This is a genomic window from Clostridium budayi (genome assembly GCF_055396605.1).
In genome coordinates, this window is the sequence record NZ_AP042456.1 from 142,375 (window position 1) to 167,553 (window position 25,179).

Annotated in this window: 17 protein-coding genes, 3 tRNA genes, 3 rRNA genes and 1 other annotated feature; of the genes, 2 read left to right on the forward strand and 21 right to left on the reverse strand. The window is 32.7% G+C overall.

Features of this window, described 5'->3' with window-relative positions; translation table 11 throughout:
* Positions 1-2: 2 nt before the first annotated feature.
* The 3 genes from ACZ5TJ_RS00620 to ACZ5TJ_RS00630 all read right to left on the reverse strand — a co-directional run bounded on the left by ACZ5TJ_RS00620 (position 3) and on the right by ACZ5TJ_RS00630 (position 3,510).
* Positions 3-93, reverse strand: a tRNA-Ser gene (locus tag ACZ5TJ_RS00620).
* Positions 94-267: 174 nt separating this feature from the next.
* A complete protein-coding gene (gene tnpA / locus ACZ5TJ_RS00625) occupies positions 268-723 on the reverse strand; it encodes an IS200/IS605 family transposase (protein WP_464200147.1) in 456 nt (151 codons plus the stop codon).
* A 216-nt stretch (positions 724-939) separates the two neighbouring features.
* Positions 940-3,510 (reverse strand): YfhO family protein, encoded by a 2,571-nt coding sequence (locus ACZ5TJ_RS00630; RefSeq protein WP_464200691.1) that lies wholly within the window; start codon positions 3,508-3,510, stop codon positions 940-942.
* A 149-nt stretch (positions 3,511-3,659) separates the two neighbouring features.
* Here ACZ5TJ_RS00630 and ACZ5TJ_RS00635 point away from each other — a divergent pair, with 149 nt between their 5' ends.
* Positions 3,660-4,484 (forward strand): HAD family hydrolase, encoded by an 825-nt coding sequence (locus tag ACZ5TJ_RS00635; RefSeq protein ID WP_464200692.1) that lies wholly within the window; start codon positions 3,660-3,662, stop codon positions 4,482-4,484.
* A 28-nt stretch (positions 4,485-4,512) separates the two neighbouring features.
* Here ACZ5TJ_RS00635 and ACZ5TJ_RS00640 read toward each other — a convergent pair whose 3' ends face one another.
* From ACZ5TJ_RS00640 to dnaA, 18 genes are all read right to left on the reverse strand, one after another.
* Positions 4,513-5,220 (reverse strand): MIP/aquaporin family protein, encoded by a 708-nt coding sequence (locus tag ACZ5TJ_RS00640; protein ID WP_464200694.1) that lies wholly within the window; start codon positions 5,218-5,220, stop codon positions 4,513-4,515.
* A 224-nt stretch (positions 5,221-5,444) separates the two neighbouring features.
* Positions 5,445-6,719, reverse strand: coding sequence for a serine--tRNA ligase (serS, locus tag ACZ5TJ_RS00645; protein ID WP_464200695.1), 1,275 nt, complete (start codon positions 6,717-6,719; stop codon positions 5,445-5,447).
* 63 nt (positions 6,720-6,782) lie between these two features.
* Positions 6,783-6,995: a binding site (T-box leader), on the reverse strand.
* Between the two features lie 69 nt (positions 6,996-7,064).
* Positions 7,065-7,298 carry a DUF1667 domain-containing protein gene (locus tag ACZ5TJ_RS00650; RefSeq protein ID WP_039312342.1) on the reverse strand — a complete coding sequence of 78 codons (234 nt, stop codon included), beginning with the start codon at positions 7,296-7,298 and terminating at the stop codon, positions 7,065-7,067.
* A 12-nt stretch (positions 7,299-7,310) separates the two neighbouring features.
* Complete coding sequence (locus ACZ5TJ_RS00655; protein ID WP_464200696.1) at positions 7,311-8,729, reverse strand: FAD-dependent oxidoreductase; 1,419 nt, start codon at positions 8,727-8,729, stop codon at positions 7,311-7,313.
* A 34-nt stretch (positions 8,730-8,763) separates the two neighbouring features.
* Complete coding sequence (locus ACZ5TJ_RS00660; RefSeq protein ID WP_464200697.1) at positions 8,764-9,273, reverse strand: 3H domain-containing protein; 510 nt, start codon at positions 9,271-9,273, stop codon at positions 8,764-8,766.
* Between the two features lie 22 nt (positions 9,274-9,295).
* On the reverse strand, positions 9,296-9,799 hold the full coding sequence (locus ACZ5TJ_RS00665) for an HD domain-containing protein (protein WP_464200698.1): 504 nt from the start codon (positions 9,797-9,799) through the stop codon (positions 9,296-9,298).
* A 120-nt stretch (positions 9,800-9,919) separates the two neighbouring features.
* A tRNA-Ala gene (locus ACZ5TJ_RS00670) sits at positions 9,920-9,995 on the reverse strand.
* Positions 9,996-10,000: 5 nt separating this feature from the next.
* Positions 10,001-10,077 (reverse strand) — tRNA-Ile (locus ACZ5TJ_RS00675).
* A gap of 7 nt (positions 10,078-10,084) precedes the next feature.
* Positions 10,085-10,201 (reverse strand): 5S ribosomal RNA (gene rrf / locus ACZ5TJ_RS00680).
* A 55-nt stretch (positions 10,202-10,256) separates the two neighbouring features.
* A 23S ribosomal RNA gene (locus ACZ5TJ_RS00685) occupies positions 10,257-13,165 on the reverse strand.
* Positions 13,166-13,419: 254 nt separating this feature from the next.
* A 16S ribosomal RNA gene (locus ACZ5TJ_RS00690) occupies positions 13,420-14,936 on the reverse strand.
* Together the 16S, 23S and 5S rRNA genes with 2 tRNA genes alongside form the textbook arrangement of a ribosomal RNA operon.
* Before the next feature lie 519 nt (positions 14,937-15,455).
* Complete coding sequence (gene gyrA / locus ACZ5TJ_RS00695; RefSeq protein WP_464200700.1) at positions 15,456-18,005, reverse strand: DNA gyrase subunit A; 2,550 nt, start codon at positions 18,003-18,005, stop codon at positions 15,456-15,458.
* Between the two features lie 22 nt (positions 18,006-18,027).
* A complete protein-coding gene (gene gyrB / locus ACZ5TJ_RS00700) occupies positions 18,028-19,938 on the reverse strand; it encodes a DNA topoisomerase (ATP-hydrolyzing) subunit B (protein ID WP_196296496.1) in 1,911 nt (636 codons plus the stop codon).
* A 54-nt stretch (positions 19,939-19,992) separates the two neighbouring features.
* Positions 19,993-20,253, reverse strand: a complete 261-nt coding sequence (gene remB, locus ACZ5TJ_RS00705; RefSeq protein ID WP_039312332.1) for an extracellular matrix regulator RemB — start codon at positions 20,251-20,253, stop codon at positions 19,993-19,995.
* Positions 20,254-20,268: 15 nt separating this feature from the next.
* Positions 20,269-21,354: a DNA replication/repair protein RecF gene (recF, locus tag ACZ5TJ_RS00710; protein WP_464200703.1), complete on the reverse strand. Its 1,086-nt coding sequence runs from the start codon at positions 21,352-21,354 to the stop codon at positions 20,269-20,271.
* Between the two features lie 84 nt (positions 21,355-21,438).
* Positions 21,439-21,645, reverse strand: a complete 207-nt coding sequence (gene yaaA / locus ACZ5TJ_RS00715) for a S4 domain-containing protein YaaA (RefSeq protein ID WP_045725273.1) — start codon at positions 21,643-21,645, stop codon at positions 21,439-21,441.
* A gap of 64 nt (positions 21,646-21,709) precedes the next feature.
* Positions 21,710-22,810: a DNA polymerase III subunit beta gene (gene dnaN / locus ACZ5TJ_RS00720; protein ID WP_464200706.1), complete on the reverse strand. Its 1,101-nt coding sequence runs from the start codon at positions 22,808-22,810 to the stop codon at positions 21,710-21,712.
* 282 nt (positions 22,811-23,092) lie between these two features.
* Positions 23,093-24,457 carry a chromosomal replication initiator protein DnaA gene (gene dnaA, locus ACZ5TJ_RS00725; protein ID WP_464200707.1) on the reverse strand — a complete coding sequence of 455 codons (1,365 nt, stop codon included), beginning with the start codon at positions 24,455-24,457 and terminating at the stop codon, positions 23,093-23,095.
* A 556-nt stretch (positions 24,458-25,013) separates the two neighbouring features.
* Here dnaA and rpmH point away from each other — a divergent pair.
* A complete protein-coding gene (gene rpmH / locus ACZ5TJ_RS00730; RefSeq protein WP_024614019.1) occupies positions 25,014-25,148 on the forward strand; it encodes a 50S ribosomal protein L34 in 135 nt (44 codons plus the stop codon).
* Positions 25,149-25,179: the final 31 nt, after the last annotated feature.

Consider the following 25,179-nt stretch of genomic DNA (forward strand, 5'->3'; position numbering starts at 1 on the left):
TTTGGCGGAGAGAGTGGGATTCGAACCCACGGTACGCTCTCACGTACGCCGGTTTTCAAGACCGGTGCCTTAAACCAACTCGACCATCTCTCCATGCGAAATACAAGTAAGATTATAGCAACATATTTTTTTAATGTCAATAATTTTTTTATAAAAAAATAAAAATCCACCAGCTTAGCTGGTGGTATTTCCTAAGCCCTATAAGGGCACCTTACTTGCAATTGCGTCTTAAGACGCTAAAAAGGTCCGCCAGCCGCATGTTTTCTGTTACTTGCTACCCTTGAAAGGGTCAATATATTCTTTTATACTTATCTGATCTGCTATCATATCTTCTCTTTCTTGGTTTCTTATATATTCTTCAATCGCTTTTTTATTTCTTCCTACTGTATCAACATAAAAACCTCTACACCAAAAATGCCTGCTTCCATATTTATATTTTAAATTAGAAAATCTCTCAAAAATCATCAAGCTACTTTTACCTTTTAAAAAACCCACAAAACTTGATACACTAATTTTAGGTGGAATCTCAACCAACATATGTATGTGATCAACGCAAGCATGCGCTTCGATTATCTCAACACCCTTCCATTCACAAAGTTGTCTTAATATCTTTCCAATCTCAACTTTCTTTTCTCCATATATCTCTTTTCTCCTGTATTTTGGCGCAAAAACTATGTGATATTTACAATTCCATTTTGTATGTGATAAACTATTACTATCCATTATGGATGCCTCCTTTTGTTATTGAATTTGGCTGCGAACCTAATTCTATTTTAACAAATGGAGGTTTTTTTGCGTAATACATCGCTAAAGCTTATCTGAACACACTTGCATAGCAAGTGGTTTTCCAAATACAAACAAAAAATTTTTATATTCCTATATAAAAATATGGATAAACCTATTAATACAAATGGTTTATCCATATTCTGTAGATACTATTTAGTCTTTTTTTCTTCTATTTAAAGCCCACACTATAAATATTACAGCTAGTGTAATAATAGAAATTGAGCTTCCAATTAAAAGGCCTTTTGGCATAAAAGTAAAGTCTATATTATGTTTACCTTCTGGGACTTTAACTCCAATAAGTGAATTCATAATCTTTATTTTATCTGCTTTTTTTCCATCAATAGTTACTTTCCAACCATCATCCCATGGAATTGAAGTATATAAAATATCATTGCTACCATTTGAAACTACTTCACCTTTAATATCACTATTATCATAGTAACTTATTTTATAAGCATTTTTTGATAACTCTTCGTATGTTTTATTAAATTTAGAATTATTTAAGCTATATAAATATAAGTTATCTATATTAAATTTATTTTCTTTAAGATCTATTCTTATATCTAAGTTTTCCCCAGACTTAAATGAACCAAGTGGCATTATTTTATGATTATTTTTTGAGAAATAGCTTATCTTTTTATTATTTAAATATATTTCTGCTTGTTTTAAATCATCTACCCCTATATATAAATACATAGGATCTTCATTTTTAGCCTTTAAATTTATATCTATGCTTGATTTTTTATTACTATCAACTTTATTATAAGTATTTCCATCTCTAGTAACGTTATTAAGTTTTAATTTATAGTTTTCTATTCTTTCAAAATAATTTTCTTTTCTTCCAGTCATTGAATTAAGAATATCATCTTGAACATTAAATAAGTTTTCTTCATCGTTTATATCAAGATTTGATATATCATTGTTGACCATAAATCCTAATGGTAACACCCTTGTATTCTCATATACATTCATATCTTTCTCTTTAGCTATAAGTTTATATGAATTATTGTATAATGGTGCTTCTTTATCTTTTGTTATTATATATTTTATGTTTAATAATGAATTTGCAGGTACAGTTGAACCCATGTCATAAAGGAACCAAACATCAGTTGATATAAAACCTAGTTTTCTTATAAAATCTCTAGTTTCTGTCTTATATACTGAACTAAAGTGAGTTATTCCATTATAATTTAATAACATTGGATCATTTAAATTATAATTAAATGTTTTATCCATTCTATAGAAGCTGTTATCCTCTGCCTTAACACTATCAATTACACTTTGTGTATTATTTATATAATCTACAAATCCACTTCTTGAATTATATTTTAAAGTATTGAATACTTGATATCCATTAACTCCAAGTTCAAAAAATAATATTAATGCTAATAATACATTTATTATATTTTTAAATTTAAAATCTAACTTTTTAATAAATAGTAATACACAATATACTATCATAAATATAACTGAAATTTTTATTTGTCTATGTGTTAAGTATATATACTTGCCTCTATATACAAGAGCTGATACACATAATATTCCTATTAAAGTTATAATAATAGACTTTTTAGATAAATGTTTTAAGTTTATAAATGATTTATAAGCTAAAAGTATAATAAAAAAACTAAATACAAATGAATACCTATACGGGAATCCCACTGGTTTATTAAAACCATGCCATATAAGGTCTATCTTATTTATATAGAAGCTTATAATTAAAATAAAAATCATTACACCTGAACTTATTTTTTCAAATAATTTTATATTTCTATTACAGAAATATAAAATACCTAATATTGCAATTAGTATTCCGCAATATATATTTGGTAATCCAACTAATATATCTTTCTCGCCTAGTCCATTAATATAGAATTTTGTAACTATATCAAAGAATTTATAATTAGCTTCAATACTAGATGTGAAGAATTCAAATTTTGCCTTACCACCAGATAATGCAAAAACAGTTGGAAGTGTCACAAATGCACTTAATAGTCCACCACATAAAGAGCCTATTATAAAGTACTTTATTCTTTCAATTATCTCTTTTCTTGCCATTACCTCTTCTTTAATAGTTAATACTAATTTGTATATGAAGTATAATGTTATGAATATACATATTATAAATCCTATGTAAAAATTAGTTATAAGTGATAATGCCAAAGTAACTACATAAAGCTTAATTTTTTTCTCTCTTATTAAGTTATTCATTCCTAAAACAACTAACGGTAATAATATAACACCATCAAGCCACATTATATTAGATTGATATATTATGTTATATCCAATAAGAGCATATGCAGTTGAGAATATTAATGAGAAATATCCAAATTTCTTAAAGTTATTCTTAAAGAATATTGATGAAGTAAGTCCACATAATCCTGTCTTAATTAAAATTAAAACTAAAACAGCTTCATTTAACATATTTTTTGGAAATAATGCAAAAATAAGATTTAATGGACTCATAGTGTAATATGCTGATAATCCAAACATATTACCTCCCATCTCTTTTGTAAATGAATATAATAAACTTCCATCTCCGACTAATGCATTTCTAAAATCACTAAAATAACTAATATATTGACCTCTTAAATCTCTAAATAATATACTTTTGTCGCCAAATGGATATATTTTAGAGACATAATATGCAAAGAGTAATATTATTATTGGAATTATAAATGCTAATAAATATGTAAATTTATTACTTAAATTTTTCTTATTCAATTCTAATTCCTCTCCTTATCCTTGAATTTGTATTAAACACATAATTAATTATATAATTCCCTAAATTTAATAGCTATTAATATTTATTGAATTATATCTTATGTCATTATATAATTATTTAAATATTATAATCTATAGGGGGAAAATACATGAATATATACATATCTGACTTAGATAGAACTCTTTTAAATAATAATGAAGAACTTTCTGAATATACTATCTCTGTTTTAAATAAATTAAATAAGCATAATATTAACTTTTCAGTTGCTACAGCTAGAACTCCAGCTACAGTTGTTCCAATACTATCAAAAGTTAATATAAACTTACCAATCATCGTAATGAATGGTGCAGCTATATATGACTTAAAATCAAATAAATATATAACATATAATTCAATTCCTAAAACTACTACATCCAAAATATTAGATATATTAGAAAGTAACAATATCTCTGGCTTTTGTTATACTATAGATGATAATCACATCTTTGCTTATTATGATAAAATTTCTAATATTTGTCAAGCAAATTTCCTTAATAGTAGATTAGGTAGTCCATTAAAAACATTTATAAATGGACCTGTCCCTGAAGATAGTAATATAATACATTTTTTCTTAATGGATAATAAAGAAACTATTATGAATGTATATGAAAAAATTAAAGATATTGATGGATTATATTTAATAGCATATGAGGACGTTTATAATAAAGAAGTATATACTTTAGAAATATATAGTGAAAAATCATCAAAAGCTAAAGCTATTAAGTATCTAATGGAGCAATTTAACTTTAATAATCTTACATCCTTTGGTGATAACTTAAATGATATACCAATGTTTGAATTATCAGATGAATGTTTTGCAGTTAGTAATGCAACAGATGAATTAAAAAATATATCAACATCTATTATAGAATCTAATACAAATGACGGCGTTGCTAAATACTTAGAATCATTATATAAAAAAGAATCCTTATAAAAGGATTCTTTTTTTATTATATTTATATCTATACAAATAAAACCGCATATGCTAATGCACCAAGTATACCACCTATAATAGGTCCAACTACAGGTATCCATGCATAATCAAATTGGCTACCACCTTTATTTTTGATAGGTAATACAGCATGTGCTATTCTTGGTCCTAAGTCTCTTGCTGGGTTTATAGCATAACCTGTTGGTCCTCCAAGTGATAAACCAATAGCCCAAACTATAATACCAACTACAAATGGTGTAAGACCTGCAGTTATTTCGCTAGCTTGTGCGCCCATAATAGCAAATACTAATACAAATGTTCCTATTATTTCTGTAATTAAATTTGATATATTATCTCTTTTTGCTGGTATTGTTGCAAATGACCCTAAAATTGCATCTTTATCAGCAGTTTCTTCATATTGTAGTCTATATGTAATCCATACTAATACGGCTCCAACGAAAGCACCTAAAAATTGTGCTGATAAGTATATTGGAACTTCACCCCAAGGGAAAAGCCCTGCTACAGCTAGTCCTACTGTTACTGCTGGATTAAAATGTGCACCACTTGTTGCGGCAAATATATATACTGGTACAGCAACTGCGAAAGCCCATCCAGTTGTTATAACCATCCAACCAGCGTTTTCTCCTTTAGATTTTTTTAAAACAACATTGGCAACTACACCATCTCCTAAAAGTATAAGAATTAAAGTACCTAAAAATTCTGCTATAAAATGTGTCATTTATAATACCTCCTTAGTTGATTATATATATACATCTATATTCTATATATATAAATATATATAGCAATTTTTATGCAAACTTTTACATCGGCTGTATAACTCATATTAACTAGCATTGTAATCAAAATATAAATTGATAAAAATAGTACTTATTGATATTTTTTATCAATATTAACAAAAAATATCAAGATACCTTATTAGATATCTTGATATTTAAATTAAAATTATTTAATTATATCTACACCCATGTATCTCTTTAATGCATCTGGAACTCTTACAGTACCATCTTCATTTTGATAGTTTTCAAGTATAGCAGCTACTGTTCTACCAACTGCAAGACCTGAACCATTTAATGTATGAACGAATTGAGGTTTTTCCTTACCTTCTCTATATTTGATGTTAGCTCTTCTAGCTTGGAAATCTTCAAAGTTTGAACAACTTGATATTTCAACATATCTATTGTAACTTGGCATCCAAACTTCTAAGTCATATTTTAATGCAGCTGTGAATCCTAAGTCACCCTTGCATATTCTAACTTTTCTATATGGTAATCCTAATTCTTCTAATACTTCTTCAGCATCTCTAACTAATTTTTCTAATTCATTGTATGATTCTTCTGGCTTAACGAATTTAACTAATTCAACTTTATTAAATTGATGTTGTCTTATAAGTCCTCTAGTATCTCTACCAGCTGATCCAGCTTCTGCTCTAAAACAAGCTGAGTATGCAACATGCTTTACTGGAAGTTCTTCTGCATTTAAAACTTCATCTCTATACATATTAGTTACTGGAACTTCTGCTGTTGGTATTAAGAAGAATCCGTTATTTTCTACTTTAAATGCATCTTCTTCAAACTTAGGTAATTGTCCTGTACCTGTCATACTTGCTCTATTAACCATGTATGGAGGTAGTATTTCTGTATATCCATGTTCATCTGAATGTTTATCCATGAAGTAGTTAAGAACAGCTCTTTCAAGTCTTGCTCCTAATCCTTTATAGAAAGTAAATCTTGAACCTGCAACCTTTCCGCCTCTTTCAGCATCTAATATTCCAAGGTCTATACCTAAATCCCAGTGAGCTTTTGGTTCACCATTAAACTTTGGAGTTTCTCCCCATCTTTTAATTTCAACATTATCAGCATCTGATTCACCTTCAGGTACTTGTGGGTTTGGTATGTTAGGAATTCTAAGCATTATATATTCTATTTTTTCATTAACTGAAGCAAGGTTACTATCATGTTCTTTTATTTCATTTCCTAATTCCTTCATTTCAGCCATTATAGGAGCTACATCTTCTCCTGCTTTTTTTAATTTTGGAATTTCTGCTGAAACTTGATTTCTTTTACTCTTTAAAACTTCAACTTCACTTAATATATTTCTTCTTTCTTCATCTAACTTAACTAATTCATCTATTACAGATACATCAAAATCTTCTCCTCTATTAGTTAAAGCTAATTTTATTTCTTCTGGATTATTTCTGATTCTTTTTAAATCTAACATTTATTTTCCTCCTGTTATTTTATTATTTTTTACATATAAAAAGAGCCTATACTATCCCTTATAAAAAGGGACGAATAGACTCCGCGTTGCCACCCTAATTGATAAAACCTTAAAGGTTAATATCCTCTCTTTACAGATTTAACGATTCTTCACCGTACTGCTTATGTTCACAGTCCCTCCAAGGTGGATTCATTATAATTAAAATATTAGTTTACACCAAACCACTAACTCTCTTAAATATTAATTAAAACTACTTATCCTCTTCAACGGTTTATTATTCTAAATATGATTAACTCTAATATATTACATTTAAAGCTTCTTTGTCAATATTTAACTAAGCATTTTCTAGCCATTATCTACTCTTTTTGCACATACAATATCAATTCCTGTATTTAATATATTTTTACATATAATTTCTCCAGTATTAATTGGAGTGCTTATATATATTCTACCAATAACCTTAGAGAATTCCTTCCATAAAGATATATCTACTTTATCACTACTTTTTACAGGAACAACTTTATGTTTAATGTCGCCTTTTACTCTAACTATGCTTGTAAAAATATCTTTTCTACTCAAAGTTACTCACCTCTATACTTCATCAAATTCCTTTATTCTTCCTGATACAATTTTAGAGTTTTTAGAATTTCTAACTATTTCAATTGGACTCTTATCCATTTCTCTAGCTAATATTTTCATTATTTTTCTTATACAATAAGATCCATGACAATCTCCATATCCAGCCCCAGTTCTTTTTTTAACTCCTTCAACAGTTCTTGCACCAAGTGGTCTTCTAATACAATCTACAATCTCACCTTCACTAACGTTATTACAATTGCAAATTATATTACCATATCTCTTATCTAATTTTATAATTTCATTTATCTCTTCTCTATCTAAATCTCTGAATCTATAAAATTCTCTTCTTTTATCAATAAAGTTTTTCTTAGATGATGAGTTCATAAGGTCAACAATTGCTTCTCTTATACTTTGCGCTATTGCCGGGGCAATAGTCATCTTGCCGTAATGCTTTCCTGTAACTCTTATATATCCATTTTCTATATCACTATTATCTATTACCATTTCATCTCTTTTGTATGATTCTCTAATCATTTCACTAATCTTTTCTTTGTATATATTAGGTGTTATATGTTTACTGAACTTTACACCCTCATCTATACTTAAAACATTAGTATTCTTAACTCCTAGCATAGTTCCACCATTAATCATTGGAGAATTCATTACAAATGTTTGCTCATCTATAACATTAACAACAACTCTTTTTAGCTTACACTTAAGTTTCCCTTCCATTAGAAAATAATTCATCTTTTTAGGAATTGTATATTCAGCTTCTATAGATTCTAGTGTATTGTCACAAGTTTTATTATTTTCTACATAGAATTCATCTGGAATAGTATTTATTACTACTCTACATTTAAATCTATTTTTATTTGTAACAACATCAAAACCCTTATTTATTTTCTTTATGCTTATAACTTCTTCTTCTAATCTAAAGTTAACGCCATTATCCGCCGCAACTTCTGCATATGCTATTGATAAGTCATAAGGTGCTATTATTGCAGTATTTTTAGAGTATAGTGCTCTTTTAATATCAACTTCTAAATTAGGTTCTATATCTTTTATTCCTTCATTGTCTACTAATTTAACACCTTTTATTCCTCTTTTTTGAGCTGCTAAATACATTTCTTCAAGTTTTAGACTTTGCTCTTCAGTTGTAGCAATTCTAACATAACCTATCTTTTTATATGGGACATTAAACTTTTCACATGCTTCTTTTATAAGTATACTACCTATATTTTCCAAATCAGCCATTACAGCATTTGAAGTTTCGGATCCATCATAAACAATTGCAGTGTTAACAACAGCTATATCATCAGCCACATCATATCCTTTTTCAATTAATGCTATATTAAGGTTATATTTAGATAGCTCATATGCTACAGCACATCCAACTATACCTCCACCTAATATCAATACATCATAATCCATAATTACTTTATATACCTCCACATTTGTAACCACTTTAAGAAATAATAAATCTGCGTTCTTTTAGTTCCTTCTTAATTAACTCCATATTTTCTTCATTATCAGCTGATATTGTATGTATGTGTACTCCATTAGTTAATACTGATAATGGCTTAGCCTTATTATTTTCATATCTTTGAATAAAATTATTTAAGTCATTAAGATTTTTTATCATAAGTATTCCCTTTATCTCTCCATATAAAGGATGCTCTACTATTACATCTTCTATTATTCCACCATATTTAATTATAATTTCAAGTTCTTCTTCAATACGATTACTCTCATGACATACAGCCAATATAGTTCTAACTCTATTATCTTCACTTGTTATTATATAACCATCTGGTGTTGCTATTATTTTATTTCCCTTTGCTCTTAAAATAGCTATATCTTTAACTATTATCTGTCTTGTTACATTATATAGTTTTGCAAAATCAGTCCCTTTTATAGGAGTTAAACTTTCTATAAGTCTAACTAGTATATCTTCTCTTCTACTCTTTGAATCCATACTTCCCCCTCAATATTTATATTTAATTCATGTTATCACACTTTTTTATTATCTCAAGGTATTTATTATTTTCTGTATAACTTTTCTCATGATGTCTTGCTATAGCTTCTAGAAACTCATTATCATAAGAACTTATTTTTTTTAAAATTTTTGCACTTTTTAATGGATGATTATAATAAGTGTCTACCTTTTTTATATAAGCATAATTTTTTAGTTTTCCTTTAGTAAATCGATCTAATAAAACCATTATAGATTTTTCAAATACATTTAAAGGATTTCCGCACTTACCAACATCGTGAAGTAATGCAATTTTAGCTAACTTTTTTTCATTTATATTATTATTACCTTCTCTTGCCATATTAATAGCATCATTACATACTCTTACGCAATGATGTTTCTCAGAAGTTTTCAATTTATTGAAAGCTTCTTTTTCTTCTTTATTTAAATATTTTGAAATTATATTACTATCAACTTCTTTTAAATTTGAAGTAATTGCCCAATAAAATTGTTTAATTCTATATCTCATACTTATTCCTCAATAATTTAAAATTTAACTTCATCTTATTTTATAATACCATTTACTTTATACATTATCAATTTTAGAACAACAAAAAAAGCTATGAACATTAGTTCATAGCTTTAAATATGGTGGAGATAAAGAGATTCGAACTCTTGACCCCCTGCGTGCAAGGCAGGTGCTCTCCCAACTGAGCTATACCCCCAGAAATGGTGGACCTTCAGGGACTCGAACCCCGGACCTACCGGTTATGAGCCGGTTGCTCTAACCAACTGAGCTAAAGATCCTCATTGGACCTGGCAACGTCTTACTCTCCCGCACAGTCACCCGTGAAGTACCATCAGCGCTATAGAGCTTAACTTTCCTGTTCGGAATGGGAAGGAGTGTTTCCTCTATGCCATCATCACCAGATATCAGAGTGTTCTCTGAAAATTGCATATGAATTTTTGTTGATCATCTGTTTTTATTGGTCAAGCCCTCGACCTATTAGTATCAGTCAGCTGAACATGTTACCATGCTTACACCTCTGACCTATCAACCTTGTGTTCTTCAAGGGGTCTTACTAGCTTATGCTATGGGAAATCTCATCTTGAGGTGGGCTTCACGCTTAGATGCTTTCAGCGTTTATCCCTTCCCGACTTAGCTACCCAGCTATGCTCTTGGCAGAACAACTGGTACACCAGAGGTCAGTCCATCCCGGTCCTCTCGTACTAAGGACAGCTCCTCTCAAATTTCCTACGCCCGCGACGGATAGGGACCGAACTGTCTCACGACGTTCTGAACCCAGCTCGCGTGCCGCTTTAATGGGCGAACAGCCCAACCCTTGGGACCTACTTCAGCCCCAGGATGCGACGAGCCGACATCGAGGTGCCAAACCTCCCCGTCGATGTGAACTCTTGGGGGAGATCAGCCTGTTATCCCCGAGGTAGCTTTTATCCGTTGAGCGATGGCCCTCCCACGAGGTACCACCGGATCACTAAGCCCGACTTTCGTCCCTGCTCCACTTGTAGGTGTCGCAGTCAGGCTCCCTTCTGCCTTTGCACTCTACGAACGATTTCCGACCGTTCTGAGGGAACCTTTGGGCGCCTCCGTTACTTTTTAGGAGGCGACCGCCCCAGTCAAACTGCCCACCTAACAATGTCCTGTCACCAGATTCATGGCGTCCAGTTAGAATTCCAGTAATATCAGGGTGGTATCCCAAGGACGACTCCATCAGGACTGACGTCCTGATTTCCCAGTCTCCCACCTATCCTGTACAGATAATACCGAAATTCAATGCTAAGCTACAGTAAAGCTCTACGGGGTCTTTCCGTCCAATCGCGGGTAGCGAGCATCTTCACTCGCACTACAACTTCGCCGGATTTGCAGTTGAGACAGTGCCCAAGTCATTACGCCATTCGTGCGGGTCAGAACTTACCTGACAAGGAATTTCGCTACCTTAGGACCGTTATAGTTACGGCCGCCGTTTACTGGGGCTTAAGTTCACACCTTCGCTTACGCTAAGTGTTCCCCTTAACCTTCCAGCACCGGGCAGGCGTCAGCCCCTATACATCAGCTTTCGCTTTAGCAGAGACCTGTGTTTTTGCTAAACAGTTGCTTGGGCCTATTCTCTGCGACCTACTCTCGTAGGCACCCCTTCTCCCGAAGTTACGGGGTCAATTTGCCTAGTTCCTTAACTGCAATTCTTCCGCCGGCCTTAGGATTCTCTCCTCATCTACCTGTGTCGGTTTGCGGTACGGGCACTACTTCTCTCTCTAGATGCTTTTCTTGGAAGCATGGAATCAGATACTTCGGTTCCGTGGAACCTTCCCCATCACGCCTCAGGATTGTTAAAGCGGATTTGCCTACTCTAACTCCCTAAACGCTTAGACTAACATCCAATAGTTAGCACATCCTATCCTTCTCCGTCACACCATCGATAATAACGATTATAGTGGTATCGGAATATCAACCGATTGTCCATCACCTACGCCTTTCGGCCTCGGCTTAGGTCCCGACTAACCCTCAGCGGACGAACCTTCCTGAGGAAACCTTAGATATTCGGCCTGTAGGATTCTCACCTACATCTCGCTACTGATGCCAACATTCTCACTTGTAATCAGTCCACCGCTCCTTACGGTACGACTTCAGCCCGATTACAACGCTCCTCTACCGCTCACACTAAGTGTGAACCCGTAGCTTCGGTGGTAAGTTTAGCCCCGTTACATTTTCGGCGCAGGATCTCTCGACTAGTGAGCTATTACGCACTCTTTCAATGAGTGGCTGCTTCTAAGCCAACATCCTAGTTGTCTTAGAAATCCCACATCCTTTCCCACTTAACTTACACTTTGGGACCTTAGCTGACGATCTGGGCTGTTTCCCTTTTGACCATGGATCTTATCACTCACAGTCTGACTGCCGGATTAAAAGTATGTGGCATTCGGAGTTTGATAAGGTTCGGTAAGCGCTATGCCCCCTAGCCCATTCAGTGCTCTACCTCCACTACTCACATGTCCGACGCTAGCCCTAAAGCTATTTCGAGGAGAACCAGCTATCTCCGAGTTCGATTGGAATTTCTCCGCTATCCACAGCTCATCCCATGCTTTTTCAACAGCAACGTGGTTCGGTCCTCCACGAGGTTTTACCCTCGCTTCAACCTGGCCATGGATAGGTCACCCGGTTTCGGGTCTACGGCATGCAACTAGTCGCCCTATTAAGACTTGGTTTCCCTTCGGCTCCGTACCTTAAGTACTTAACCTTGCTACATACCGTAACTCGTTGGCTCGTTCTACAAAAAGCACATCATCACCCTCATAAGGGGCTTTGATCGGTTGTAGGCACACGGTTTCAGGTTCTATTTCACTCCCCTCCCGGGGTTCTTTTCACCTTTCCCTCACGGTACTGCTTCACTATCGGTCATCAGGTAGTATTTAGCCTTGGGAGGTGGTCCTCCCTGCTTCCCACAAGGTTTCACGTGTCTCGTGGTACTCTGGATCAGAACTTTAGGCTTTCTCGTTTCACCTACGTGACTATTACACTCTACGGTTTAACTTTCCAGTTATCTTCGGTTACAATAGCTTCCTAAGTTAATGTTCTGTCCGCAACCCCAAAGATAAATCTTTGGTTTGGGCTCTTTCCTTTTCGCTCGCCGCTACTAAGAAAATCGATTTTTCTTTCTCTTCCTCTAGGTACTTAGATGTTTCAGTTCCCTAGGTTACCCTCATATAGCTATGTATTCACTATATGATACATGGGGTTAACCCATGTGAGTTCCCTCATTCGGAAATCTCCGGATCTCTGGCTATGTGCGCCTACCCGAAGCTTATCGCAGCTTATCACGTCCTTCATCGGCTCCTGATGCCAAGGCATTCACCATGCGCCCTTTGTAGCTTGACCTATTTAGTCATTTATATCAAAATTATTACAATTCAGATCTAACAAAGAATAGTATTTGTAAAAATACATTTTTTCTTGGCTTGTTGTATCAACAATTTATATTCATATGCAATTTTCAAAGAACATTTTATTTTGAGAAACTTGGTTTCTCAAAATTGAACAGAATTTTCATTAAACCTTCTTTTAAAGAAGAAATCCGAATTTCGAATTTTTTATTTACCAGTTAATCATCTTGTTAACTGAATTCTCCATAGAAAGGAGGTGATCCAGCCGCAGGTTCTCCTACGGCTACCTTGTTACGACTTCACCCCAATCGCTGACCCTACCTTAGGTCGCTGCCTCGCTTACGCGTTAGCTCACGAACTTTGGGTATTGCCAACTCTCATGGTGTGACGGGCGGTGTGTACAAGGCCCGGGAACGTATTCACCGCGACATGCTGATTCGCGATTACTAGTAACTCCAGCTTCATGTAGGCGAGTTTCAGCCTACAATCCGAACTGAGACAAGTTTTGAAGTTTAGCTCCACCTCGCGGTATTGCATCTCTCTGTACTTGCCATTGTAGCACGTGTGTAGCCCTAGACATAAGGGGCATGATGATTTGACGTCATCCCCACCTTCCTCCTGGTTAACCCAGGCAGTCTCGCTAGAGTGCTCAACTTAATGGTAGCAACTAACAATAGGGGTTGCGCTCGTTGCGGGACTTAACCCAACATCTCACGACACGAGCTGACGACAACCATGCACCACCTGTCACTCTGTTCCCGAAGGAACTTCCCCGATTAAGGGTAATGCAGAGGATGTCAAGTCTAGGTAAGGTTCTTCGCGTTGCTTCGAATTAAACCACATGCTCCGCTACTTGTGCGGGCCCCCGTCAATTCCTTTGAGTTTTAATCTTGCGACCGTACTCCCCAGGCGGGATACTTAATGCGTTAGCGGCGGCACGGAAGGAGTTGATACCTCCCACACCTAGTATCCATCGTTTACGGCGTGGACTACCAGGGTATCTAATCCTGTTCGCTCCCCACGCTTTCGAGCCTCAGCGTCAGTTACAGTCCAGAGAGTCGCCTTCGCCACTGGTGTTCTTCCTAATCTCTACGCATTTCACCGCTACACTAGGAATTCCACTCTCCCCTCCTGCACTCTAGATTCCCAGTTTGGAATGCAGCACCCAGGTTGAGCCCGGGTATTTCACATCCCACTTAAAAATCCGCCTACGCTCCCTTTACGCCCAGTAAATCCGGACAACGCTCGCCACCTACGTATTACCGCGGCTGCTGGCACGTAGTTAGCCGTGGCTTCCTCCTTGGGTACCGTCATTATCGTCCCCAAAGACAGAGCTTTACAATCCGAAGACCGTCATCACTCACGCGGCGTTGCTGCATCAGGGTTTCCCCCATTGTGCAATATTCCCCACTGCTGCCTCCCGTAGGAGTCTGGGCCGTGTCTCAGTCCCAATGTGGCCGATCACCCTCTCAGGTCGGCTACGCATCGTCGCCTTGGTAAGCCATTACCTTACCAACTAGCTAATGCGCCGCGGGTCCATCTCATAGCGGATTGCTCCTTTAATTGCTGTTTCATGCGAAACTGCAATGTTATGCGGTATTAATCTCCCTTTCGGGAGGCTATTCCCCTCTATGAGGCAGGTTACCCACGTGTTACTCACCCGTCCGCCGCTAATCCGTTTCCCGAAGGAAACTTCATCGCTCGACTTGCATGTGTTAGGCACGCCGCCAGCGTTCGTCCTGAGCCAGGATCAAACTCTCAATAAAAAGTTTAATCTGTTAACTCATAAAACTTACTTTAATAAAAGAATTGCTGGTTTAAATGTATTCTATATATTCTGTTCAATTTTCAAAGACCAAATTTACTTCGTCGCCCTCAAGCGACTATTAAATCTTATCACCGTTTCAACATCTTGTCAACAACTTTTTAAAAACTTTTTTCAAGTTTGTTTCGTTGTTTCCGTGTCGTCATCAGCGACGAGATTTATATTATCATATATATCATTCTGTATAATCTATATTATCTTTATTTTTATAATTTATATCTATATTTCTCTATATTTCTTTTAAATACTTATTATTTCTAATAATGATACGCCTGGCAAAGAGTATATTATTTTTTTATGTACTTACTATATAAATTAATAAAAATCACTCTTTTAAACTATAATTACACTATAAAAACTTTGTATTCTATACTATAAAAATATAGTTATTTAATATATTTTCTAAAAAATAATAGGCCCATAGCACAAAAATTTGTACTACGAACCTATTTATTAAATATTATTCATCATCTTCACTTGCTCTATCTAAAAGCTTATCTAATGAATTATCATTAGCCTCTTCTGAATTAACTTCTGATTTTTCATCTACAACTAATTCAGTTTGAACTAATTCCTCTTTATCATCATTTCCATCGCTAGTTATTTTAGTGATTGTAACTACTTGTTCTTCTTCAAGAGTTCTCATTAGCTTAACTCCCATAGTAGCTCTTCCTGTTACTGAAACATCTTCTATGTTTATTCTTATAGCAACACCACTATTATTTATAAGCATAAGTTCATCTTCAGCCTTACACATAGTAGCTCCAATTAACTTACCTGTTTTATCATTTATCTTGTAAGTTAATAATCCTTTACCGCCTCTATTTTGGACTTTATATTCACTTATTGGAGTTCTCTTACCAAATCCATTTTCACTAACTACTAATAAATCTTCATCATCAACAGCTATATCCATACATACAGCTATATCATCATCACTTAAGCTTATCGCCTTAACACCTGATGCTGTTCTACCCATTGGTCTAACATCTTGTTCATTGAACTTAATAGCTAAACCATTTTGAGTAACCATTATGATATTAGCATCTCCTCTTGTCATCTTAACTTTTAGAAGTTCATCTCCTTCTCTTAAGTTAATTGCAATAAGACCATTCTTTCTTAAGTTCTTGAATTCGTTAAGATTAGTCTTCTTAACTATACCATTCTTAGTTCCCATAAATAGATATCCATTTTCATAAACATCATTTACAGTTAGAACTGTTTCTATTCTTTCATCTGGTTCTATTGCTATAAGATTTATTAAATTAGTTCCCTTAGCTGCTCTTCCAGCTTCAGGTATTTGATATCCTCTTAATTTGTATACTCTACCTCTATTTGTGAAGAATAGTATATCTGAGTGAGTTGATGTTACCATAACATGTTCTACGAAGTCATCTTCCTTAGTAGACATTGCTTGTATTCCCTTACCCCCTCTTTTTTGAGCTGAGTATACATCTGATGAAATTCTCTTAATATAACCTGAATGAGTTAATGTAATTACGATTTCCTTCTCTTGAATTAAATCTTCTACATCAATTTCATTTACATTAGTTTCTATCTTAGTTCTTCTTTCATCATTATATTTATTTTTAATTTCTATTAATTCTTCTTTTATTACTGAAAGAAGCTTTTCTTCACTTGCAAGAATTGATTTTAAATATTCAATTTCTTTCATAAGTTCAGCATATTCTTCTTCAATTTTATCTCTTTCTAATCCTGTAAGTCTTCTAAGTCTCATTTCAAGAATAGATTGAGCTTGTTTTTCTGAAAGATTAAATCTTTCCATAAGAGTATTTTTAGCTATTTCTGAAGTCTTTGATCCTCTTATAATATTTATGACTTCATCAATATTATCTAAAGCTATTCTTAATCCTTCTAAGATATGTGCTCTAGCCTCTGCCTTATTTAATTCAAATATAGTCCTTCTAGTAATAACATCTTTTTGGAAGTTAATATAATGACCTAGTATTTGTTTTAAGTTAAGTATTTGTGGTTCATTATCAACTAATGCAAGCATAGTTACACCGAATGTATCTTGCATCTTTGTGTGCTTGTATAGAAGGTTTAGAACTACATTAGGATTTGCATCTCTCTTAAGTTCTATAACGATTCTCATACCTTCTCTATCAGATTCATCTCTTAAGTCTGATATTCCATTTATCTTTTTATCTTTAACTAAATCCGCAATATTTTCTATAAGTCTAGCTTTATTAACTTGATAAGGTAATTCTGTAACAACTATTCTATGTCTGTTGTTTTCCTCTTCTATCTCAGCTTCTGCTCTAACGATAACTTTACCCTTACCTGTTTCGTAAGCTGATCTAATTCCTGACTTACCCATTATAGTTGATCCTGTTGGGAAATCTGGTCCTTTTATTGCAGTCATTAAATCTAAAACTTCAGCTTCTGGATTATCTATAAGCATTATTGTTCCATCTATAACTTCACCTAAGTTATGTGGAGGTATGTTTGTTGCCATACCAACTGCTATACCTGATGATCCATTTACTAAAAGATTAGGGAATCTTGAAGGTAGTACTGATGGTTCTTTTTCTTCACCATCAAAGTTTGGAATAAAATCAACTGTATTTTTTGTTATATCTCTTAACATTTGACTTGCGATTTTATTCATCTTTGCTTCTGTATATCTCATTGCCGCAGCGCTATCACCATCAACTGATCCAAAGTTACCGTGACCATCTACTAGCATATATCTCATTGAGAAATCTTGAGCCATTCTAACTAAAGCATCATATACTGAAGAATCACCGTGTGGGTGATATTTACCAAGTACTTCCCCAACTATTCTGGCACATTTTCTATAACCTTTCTCAGGCGCTAATCCTAATTCTTGCATTGAATAAAGAATTCTTCTGTGAACAGGTTTTAATCCATCTCTAACGTCTGGAAGCGCACGACCAACTATAACACTCATGGCATAGTCAATATAACACTTCTTCATTTCGTTCTTTATATCTACGGGTATTACTCTTCCCTCATTAAAACTCATGTACTTCACCTCATATTTAGTACTAAATGTCTAAGTTACTTACTTGCTTAGCATTATCTTGAATAAATTCTCTTCTTGGTTCAACTTTTTCTCCCATAAGTATAGTGAATATTTCATCTGCAGCCATAGCATCTTCTACAGTTGCTTTTAGTAATATTCTTTGTTCTGGATCCATTGTTGTTTCCCATAATTGAGTTGCATTCATTTCTCCAAGACCTTTATATCTTTGAATATTAGTTGAATTATCTTTTCCACCAATCTCGGTTAATATGTTATCAAGTTCTTGATCTGAGTAAGCATAGTATTCTTTCTTAGATTTTGCAACTTTATATAATGGTGGTTGTGCTATATAAACATGACCGCCATCTATTAATTCTCTCATGTATCTGTAGAAGAAAGTTAATAATAATGTTCTTATGTGTGCTCCATCTACGTCGGCATCTGTCATTATTATTATTCTGTTATATCTTATCTTTGATATATCAAAATCCTTTCCTATACCTGCACCAAAGGCTGTTACCATTGATCTTATAGTATCTGAATTTAAGATCTTATCTAGTCTTTGTTTTTCAACGTTCATAATCTTACCTCTTAGTGGTAATATAGCTTGGAATTTTCTATCTCTTCCTTGCTTTGCTGATCCTCCCGCTGAGTCCCCTTCGACTATGTAGATTTCACATTCCATAGGATCTTTTGATGAACAATCTGCAAGTTTACCTGGAAGTGCTGATCTTTCTAAAACAGTCTTTCTTGTAAGTTCTCTTGCCTTTCTTGCTGCATCTCTTGCTCTAGCTGCCATTAATGCTTTATCTATTATAATCTTGGCTATTGCTGGATTTTCTTCTAAGAATGTTCCAACACCTTCACCAACAACTGAATCAACTATTCCTCTAACTTCACTATTACCTAGTTTAGTTTTTGTTTGTCCTTCGAATTGTGGTTCACCTATCTTAACTGATATTACACATGTTAAGCCTTCTCTTATATCTTCACCTGAAAGATTTTTATCATTTTCTTTTAAATGCCCAAATCTCTTTGCATAATCATTAAATACTCTAGTTAATGCAGTTTTAAAACCAACTAAGTGTGTACCACCTTCTATAGTATCTATATTATTTGCAAAGGTAAAAATATTTTCAGTATAGCCATCATTGTATTGAAGTGCTACTTCAACCATTATGTCATCTTTTAAACCTTCTACGTATATTGGTTCTTCATGTAATGGTTGCTTATTTCTATTTAAGTAAGTTACGAAAGATTTTATACCACCTTCATAATGATATGATTCTTCTTTATCGTATCTTTTATCTACTAACGTTATATTAATTCCTTTGTTTAAGAAAGCAAGTTCTCTTAATCTTTGTGAAAGAATTTCAAAATCATATATTAATTCATCAAAGATTTCTTTATCAGGTTTAAAGTAAACTGTTGTACCAGTACTATCACTTACTCCGATTTCTTCTAGATCAGTAACAACATTTCCTCTTTTATATTCTTGTCTCCAAACCTTACCTTCTCTTTTAACTGTTACTCTACATTCTTCTGAAAGAGCATTAACAACAGATGCACCAACCCCGTGTAGACCACCTGATACTTTGTATCCGCCTCCACCGAATTTACCACCTGCATGAAGAACAGTCATAATGACTTCTACTGTTGGTTTACCCATCTTAGGGTGCATACCAACTGGCATACCTCTACCGTCATCTTCTACTGTTACTGAGTTATCTTCGTTTATTGTAACTCTAATATTTTTACAGTATCCAGCAAGTGCTTCGTCTATACTATTATCAACTATTTCGTAAACTAAATGGTGTAATCCTCTTGAACTAGTACTACCTATGTACATACCAGGTCTTTTTCTTACAGCCTCTAGTCCTTCAAGAACTTGTATCTGATTTTCATCATAACTTTGTTTTTTTTGTTCCAACATAGATTCCTCCTAAATATTTATTTTTTCCTGTCTTATTGAAGGTTAATATTGGACTTACGGATTATACTCCAAATCTGTTCTTTTAGTTAATGTTGATGAAGAAATAGGTGATAAATATATCTTACTTTTCTTATCAACTTCAGCTATAACAAATGATTTTGGTTTATCATCTGTTATTCTTTCCACAAATCCATCTTCTTCTGCCATTCTTAAAAATTGAATTGTATCAGAGCTATACATTGTTGTCTGTAAATCAAATATTCCAATAACATCTTTTATTGGAACTACAACATTTTCTCCTAAGTGTAAAAACATTTAGAATTCCTCCTTTTATTTAGAGACTTTTCCCTCTTTTACTTTAAATAGCTTTGAATCTTTATCTAAATAATCATTCAAATCTTCAATTCCAGTACAAGTTATTATTGTCTGTATATCCCCAATTGAACTTAAAACGTATCTTTTTCTATTAAAATCTAATTCCGATAATACATCATCTAATAATAAGACTGGATATTCTCCTGTTATTTCTTTTATAATCCTCAAAGATGCAAACTTCATAGTAAGTACAGCAGTTCTCTGTTGACCCTGTGAACCAAAGCTTTTCGTATCAACATTGTTTATATAAACAGAGAAATCATCTCTATGAGGTCCGTGACTTGTTATACCTTTTTCTAAATCACGTTTTCTGTTTTTTCTTAATGTTTCATAGAATTCATCTTGGATATTATCAAGATTCCTTATGGTAGAATTGTATTTAAACTCTATATTTTCCTTACCTGAAGTAATTTCCTTATGTATATCTTCAGAATACTGGTTTAGAGATTTTAGATAGGACAATCTTCGTTCAATTATGTATGATCCAAAGTTAGCTAACTGAAGATCATATATATCTAGCATTTCTAAATCTAGATTTCTATTTTTAAGTACACTATTTCTCTCATTCATCACTTTATTGTATTGAACTAAATTGTAGTAGTACTTAGAATCTAATTGGCATAGTTCCATATCTATAAATTTTCTTCTAATCCCTGGTGAATCTTTAATTATCTTTAAATCTTCTGGTGAAAACATAACAACATTAAAAGTACCAAAGAGCTCTCCAATTTTACTTATCTTTATGGAATTTACCTTAATAATTTTTTTACCGTCCTTTAGGATGTTCATATCAATTTTCTTATCTAATCTATTCTTACCAACACTAATACTTACAAACGAGACATCTCCATTCCAATTTATAAGTTCTCTATCTCTTGATGTTCTATGAGATTTAGCAAAAGCACAATAATATATTGCTTCTAAAATGTTAGTTTTACCTTGAGCATTATCACCCATAAAAACATTGACATGCTTTCCTAAATTTATTTCTAGGTTTTCGTAATTTCTATAATTAATTAATTTAAGCTTTTTTACATACATCTATAAACACCCATTTAATTATATCATATTAACAGAATAAAAGCTTATATTTAAATTACTTCATCAATTAGAGTGTTTTTGAATTTATACTATTTTATATATTTCGCCTTCAAATTCAACTGTATCGTTAACTCTTAATTTTTTTCCTCTTTGAGTGCAAACTTCACCATTTACTTTTACCATCTCTTCTAAAATGTAAATTTTTGCCTCAGATCCTAATGAAGCAATACCTGCCCATTTTAAAAATGCATCTAATTTTATAAATTCTGTATTAATATTAATTTCTTTCATATTGTAGTTAAGAGGAAACTTGCATAATTCCTTGTATATTTATACAAGTTTCCTTCCTCCTTTTCTATCTTATTAATCTAACTGGTAATACTAAGTATTTATAATTATCGGCTTCTTTTGCTTTAATTATACAAGGACTTACACTTGAAGTCATTTCTAGTATAACCTCTTCTTCTTCAAAATTCTTTAATACATCAATTAAATATCTTGAGTTAAATGCAATTTGAATCTTGTCACCTTGCAGATTTATTAAAACTTCTTCTCTAACCTTTCCCAATTGAGAATTAGAAGTTATAATTACAGCTTCATCTTGGATGTCTAATTTTATTAAATTGTTATTTCCATCCTTAGCCATAAGTGAAGCTCTTTCTATTCCATTTTGTAGATCTTGTTTTTTAACTGTAACTGTTAATTTATGTTCTTGAGGAAGTAATGATTTATAATTTACATACTTTCCTTCTAATAATCTTGAAATAATTCTAGTTTTATTTAAGTTAAATAAAATATGATTGTTAGTAAAGTTTATTTCTACTATATCGTTAGTATCTTCTAATATTTTTGATACTTCATTTAAAGTCTTCCCAGGAATTACTTTTTCTATATCAATTTCGCTATCTAAATATTCACTTCTAATTGCAAGTCTGTATCCATCTAATGCAACAAGATTCAATGTTTTATCTTTAACTTCAAATAAAACACCTTGTAATATTGGTCTAGTTTCATCTTGAGCTATAGCAAATGATGTTCCTTTTATCATATTTTTTAATATGTTTTGTGGAACTTCAACTTTCATATCTTGATTTATTTGAGGTAATTCAGGGAATTCATCAGCATTCATATAAACAACGTTAAATACTGATTTTTCACATGTTATTTGAACTGTATCATTTTCTAAAGTTTCTATTTTTATATCTGAATTAGGTAACTTCCGTATAATTTCACCAAATATTTTAGCATCTATTACAATGCTTCCTTCAGTCATAACATCAGCTTCAACTTTACTTTCTATACTAACGTCCATATCAGATCCAATTAGTGTTAAGCCTTCTTTATTTGCATTTATGTAAATACCTTCTAAAACTGACATTGTTGATTTACCAGTTATAGCTTTTTGAACTATTGAAATACCTTCTTGTAATTTTTGTTTTTCACATATAAAAATCATTTATGATCCTCCTTACTTATTCACAGATAAGATTGGTTTAGTTTAGTTAGATAAATATAAAATTTATAGTAATAATAGTAGTAGGGCCTGTGGATATGTTGATAAGTACTTAAAACCCTCTAAATACGCGAACATTTTATAAAAAAATAGTGTGGATAAGTAAGTAACTTTTAGTATAACTTATCCACAGTAATTCACAGGAACTTTATTTATAGCATTTATCCACAGGTTATTCTAGAGTTATTATCTACAATTGTTGATAACTAAATTTTTAGAAAAAAATTAACCTTGAGTTAGCTTTTTAGTTAAATCATCAATAGTGTGTTGTAGACTTTCATCTCTATTTAAATTATCAGATATCTTTTCGTAAGCATGTATTACAGTAGTGTGGTCTCTACCCCCAAACTCTTCGCCTATCTTTGGAAGAGACATATCCGTAAGTTTTCTACTTAAATACATAGCAATTTGTCTAGGATAAGATACGTTACGCGTTCTTCTTTGGGATTTTAAGTCTTCTACTCTAAGATTGAAATAATTTGCGACTACATCTTGTATTATTTCTATAGTAATATGCTTTCCTTGCTTTTTAGATATGATGTCTTTTAAAGCTTCAGATGCTAAGTCTACAGTTATTTCTCTATTAGTAAGAGATGAATAGGCCACTATTCTAATTAATGCCCCTTCTAATTCTCTAATATTCGATTTTATTTTAGTAGCTATATATACCATAACTTCATTAGCTACATTTAACTTCTCTACATCTGCCTTCTTTTTTAAGATTGCCATCCTAGTTTCAAAGTCTGGAACTTGGATATCAGCAATTAGACCCCATTCGAATCTAGATCTTAATCTGTCTTCTAATGTAGGGATTTCTTTTGGCGGTCTATCAGATGATAGAATTATTTGTTTATTGGCATCGTGCAAAGCATTAAATGTATGGAAGAATTCTTCTTGAGTTCTTTCTTTTCCAGCTATAAATTGGATATCGTCTATAAGAAGAACATCTACATTTCTGTATTTTGTTCTAAATTCTTCATTTTTATCGTCTTTTATAGCATTGATAAGCTCATTAGTGAATTTTTCTGAAGATACGTAAACTACTTTAGCACTAGGATTATTTTGTAATACATAATGTCCAATGGCATGCATTAAGTGGGTTTTTCCAAGCCCAACTCCTCCATATATAAATAGAGGATTGTAAGCCTTAGCTGGTGATTCAGCTACCGCAAGTGAGGCTGCATGAGCAAATCTATTACTATTACCAATTACGAAAGAATCAAAAGTATACTTAGGATTTAGGTTAGTATTCATTTCATCATTTACTATAACCTTAGTATCTTCTTTGATCTTTTTATTAGATTGTTTTTCTGATTTTTCTTCTTCAGTATTTTGAATTTCAGAAGCTATTAAAAATTCAATATTATAAAGCTTAGAACATATAGCTCTTATTGAATTTGCCACTAAATCTTTATATCTTTTTTCAAGTATTTCTTGGGTGAATGCATTAGGAACGCTTATTCTTATAGTATCAGAAAACATAGAAATTGGTTCGCAGCTTTTAATCCATGTATTAAAGCTTACCTCGCTCAATTCACCTTTAATAATATTTAGTGTTTTTTCCCATAATTCTTTCAGCTCTGCATTCATTTCTAATCCTCCAGTCGAAAATTTTTTTAAATTTTATTATTTAAAAATTATGTTAATAACAGGGTAATAACAGAATATCAACAAATTATTAACAAAGCCGATTTTTTTAAAAAATATGTATATAAATTTATCCACATGTTAATAATTATGTGGAATTAAAAAAGGATATAAACTTATCCACAAGTGAATATAAAGTCTTTTTCAACAACTAAAATTATACAAATAGTGCCTGTTTCAGGGAAAAGGCAACATAAATACATAGTTTATCAAGAAAAAGGGAACAAGTTATCAACAAATATATCCACAGGTGTGGATAACTTCTATTAAATAACAAGTTATTCACAATACATTATCTATGATACCATAAGTAAATGAAGGGATTCAACAAGTTATCCACAATTTTTATAATATAAGAGAAAGATTTATCAACAGATACCTATATTCTTGACATAAGAAGTGTATATATATATAATGATAAGGTAAATCTAAAATATAAAGAGAAGTATAGTCATTTGACTGTATTGACTTAAAAAAACTTAAAGGGGGTGTAGTGTAAATGTTCATGACATACCAACCTAAAAAAAGACAAAGAAAAAAAGAACATGGCTTCAGAAAGAGAATGAAGACTGCTTCAGGAAGAAACATTCTTAGAAAAAGAAGACAAAAAGGTAGAAAAAAATTAACAGCATAAGGGCCGCACTTTAGTGGCCTTTTTTCTACAA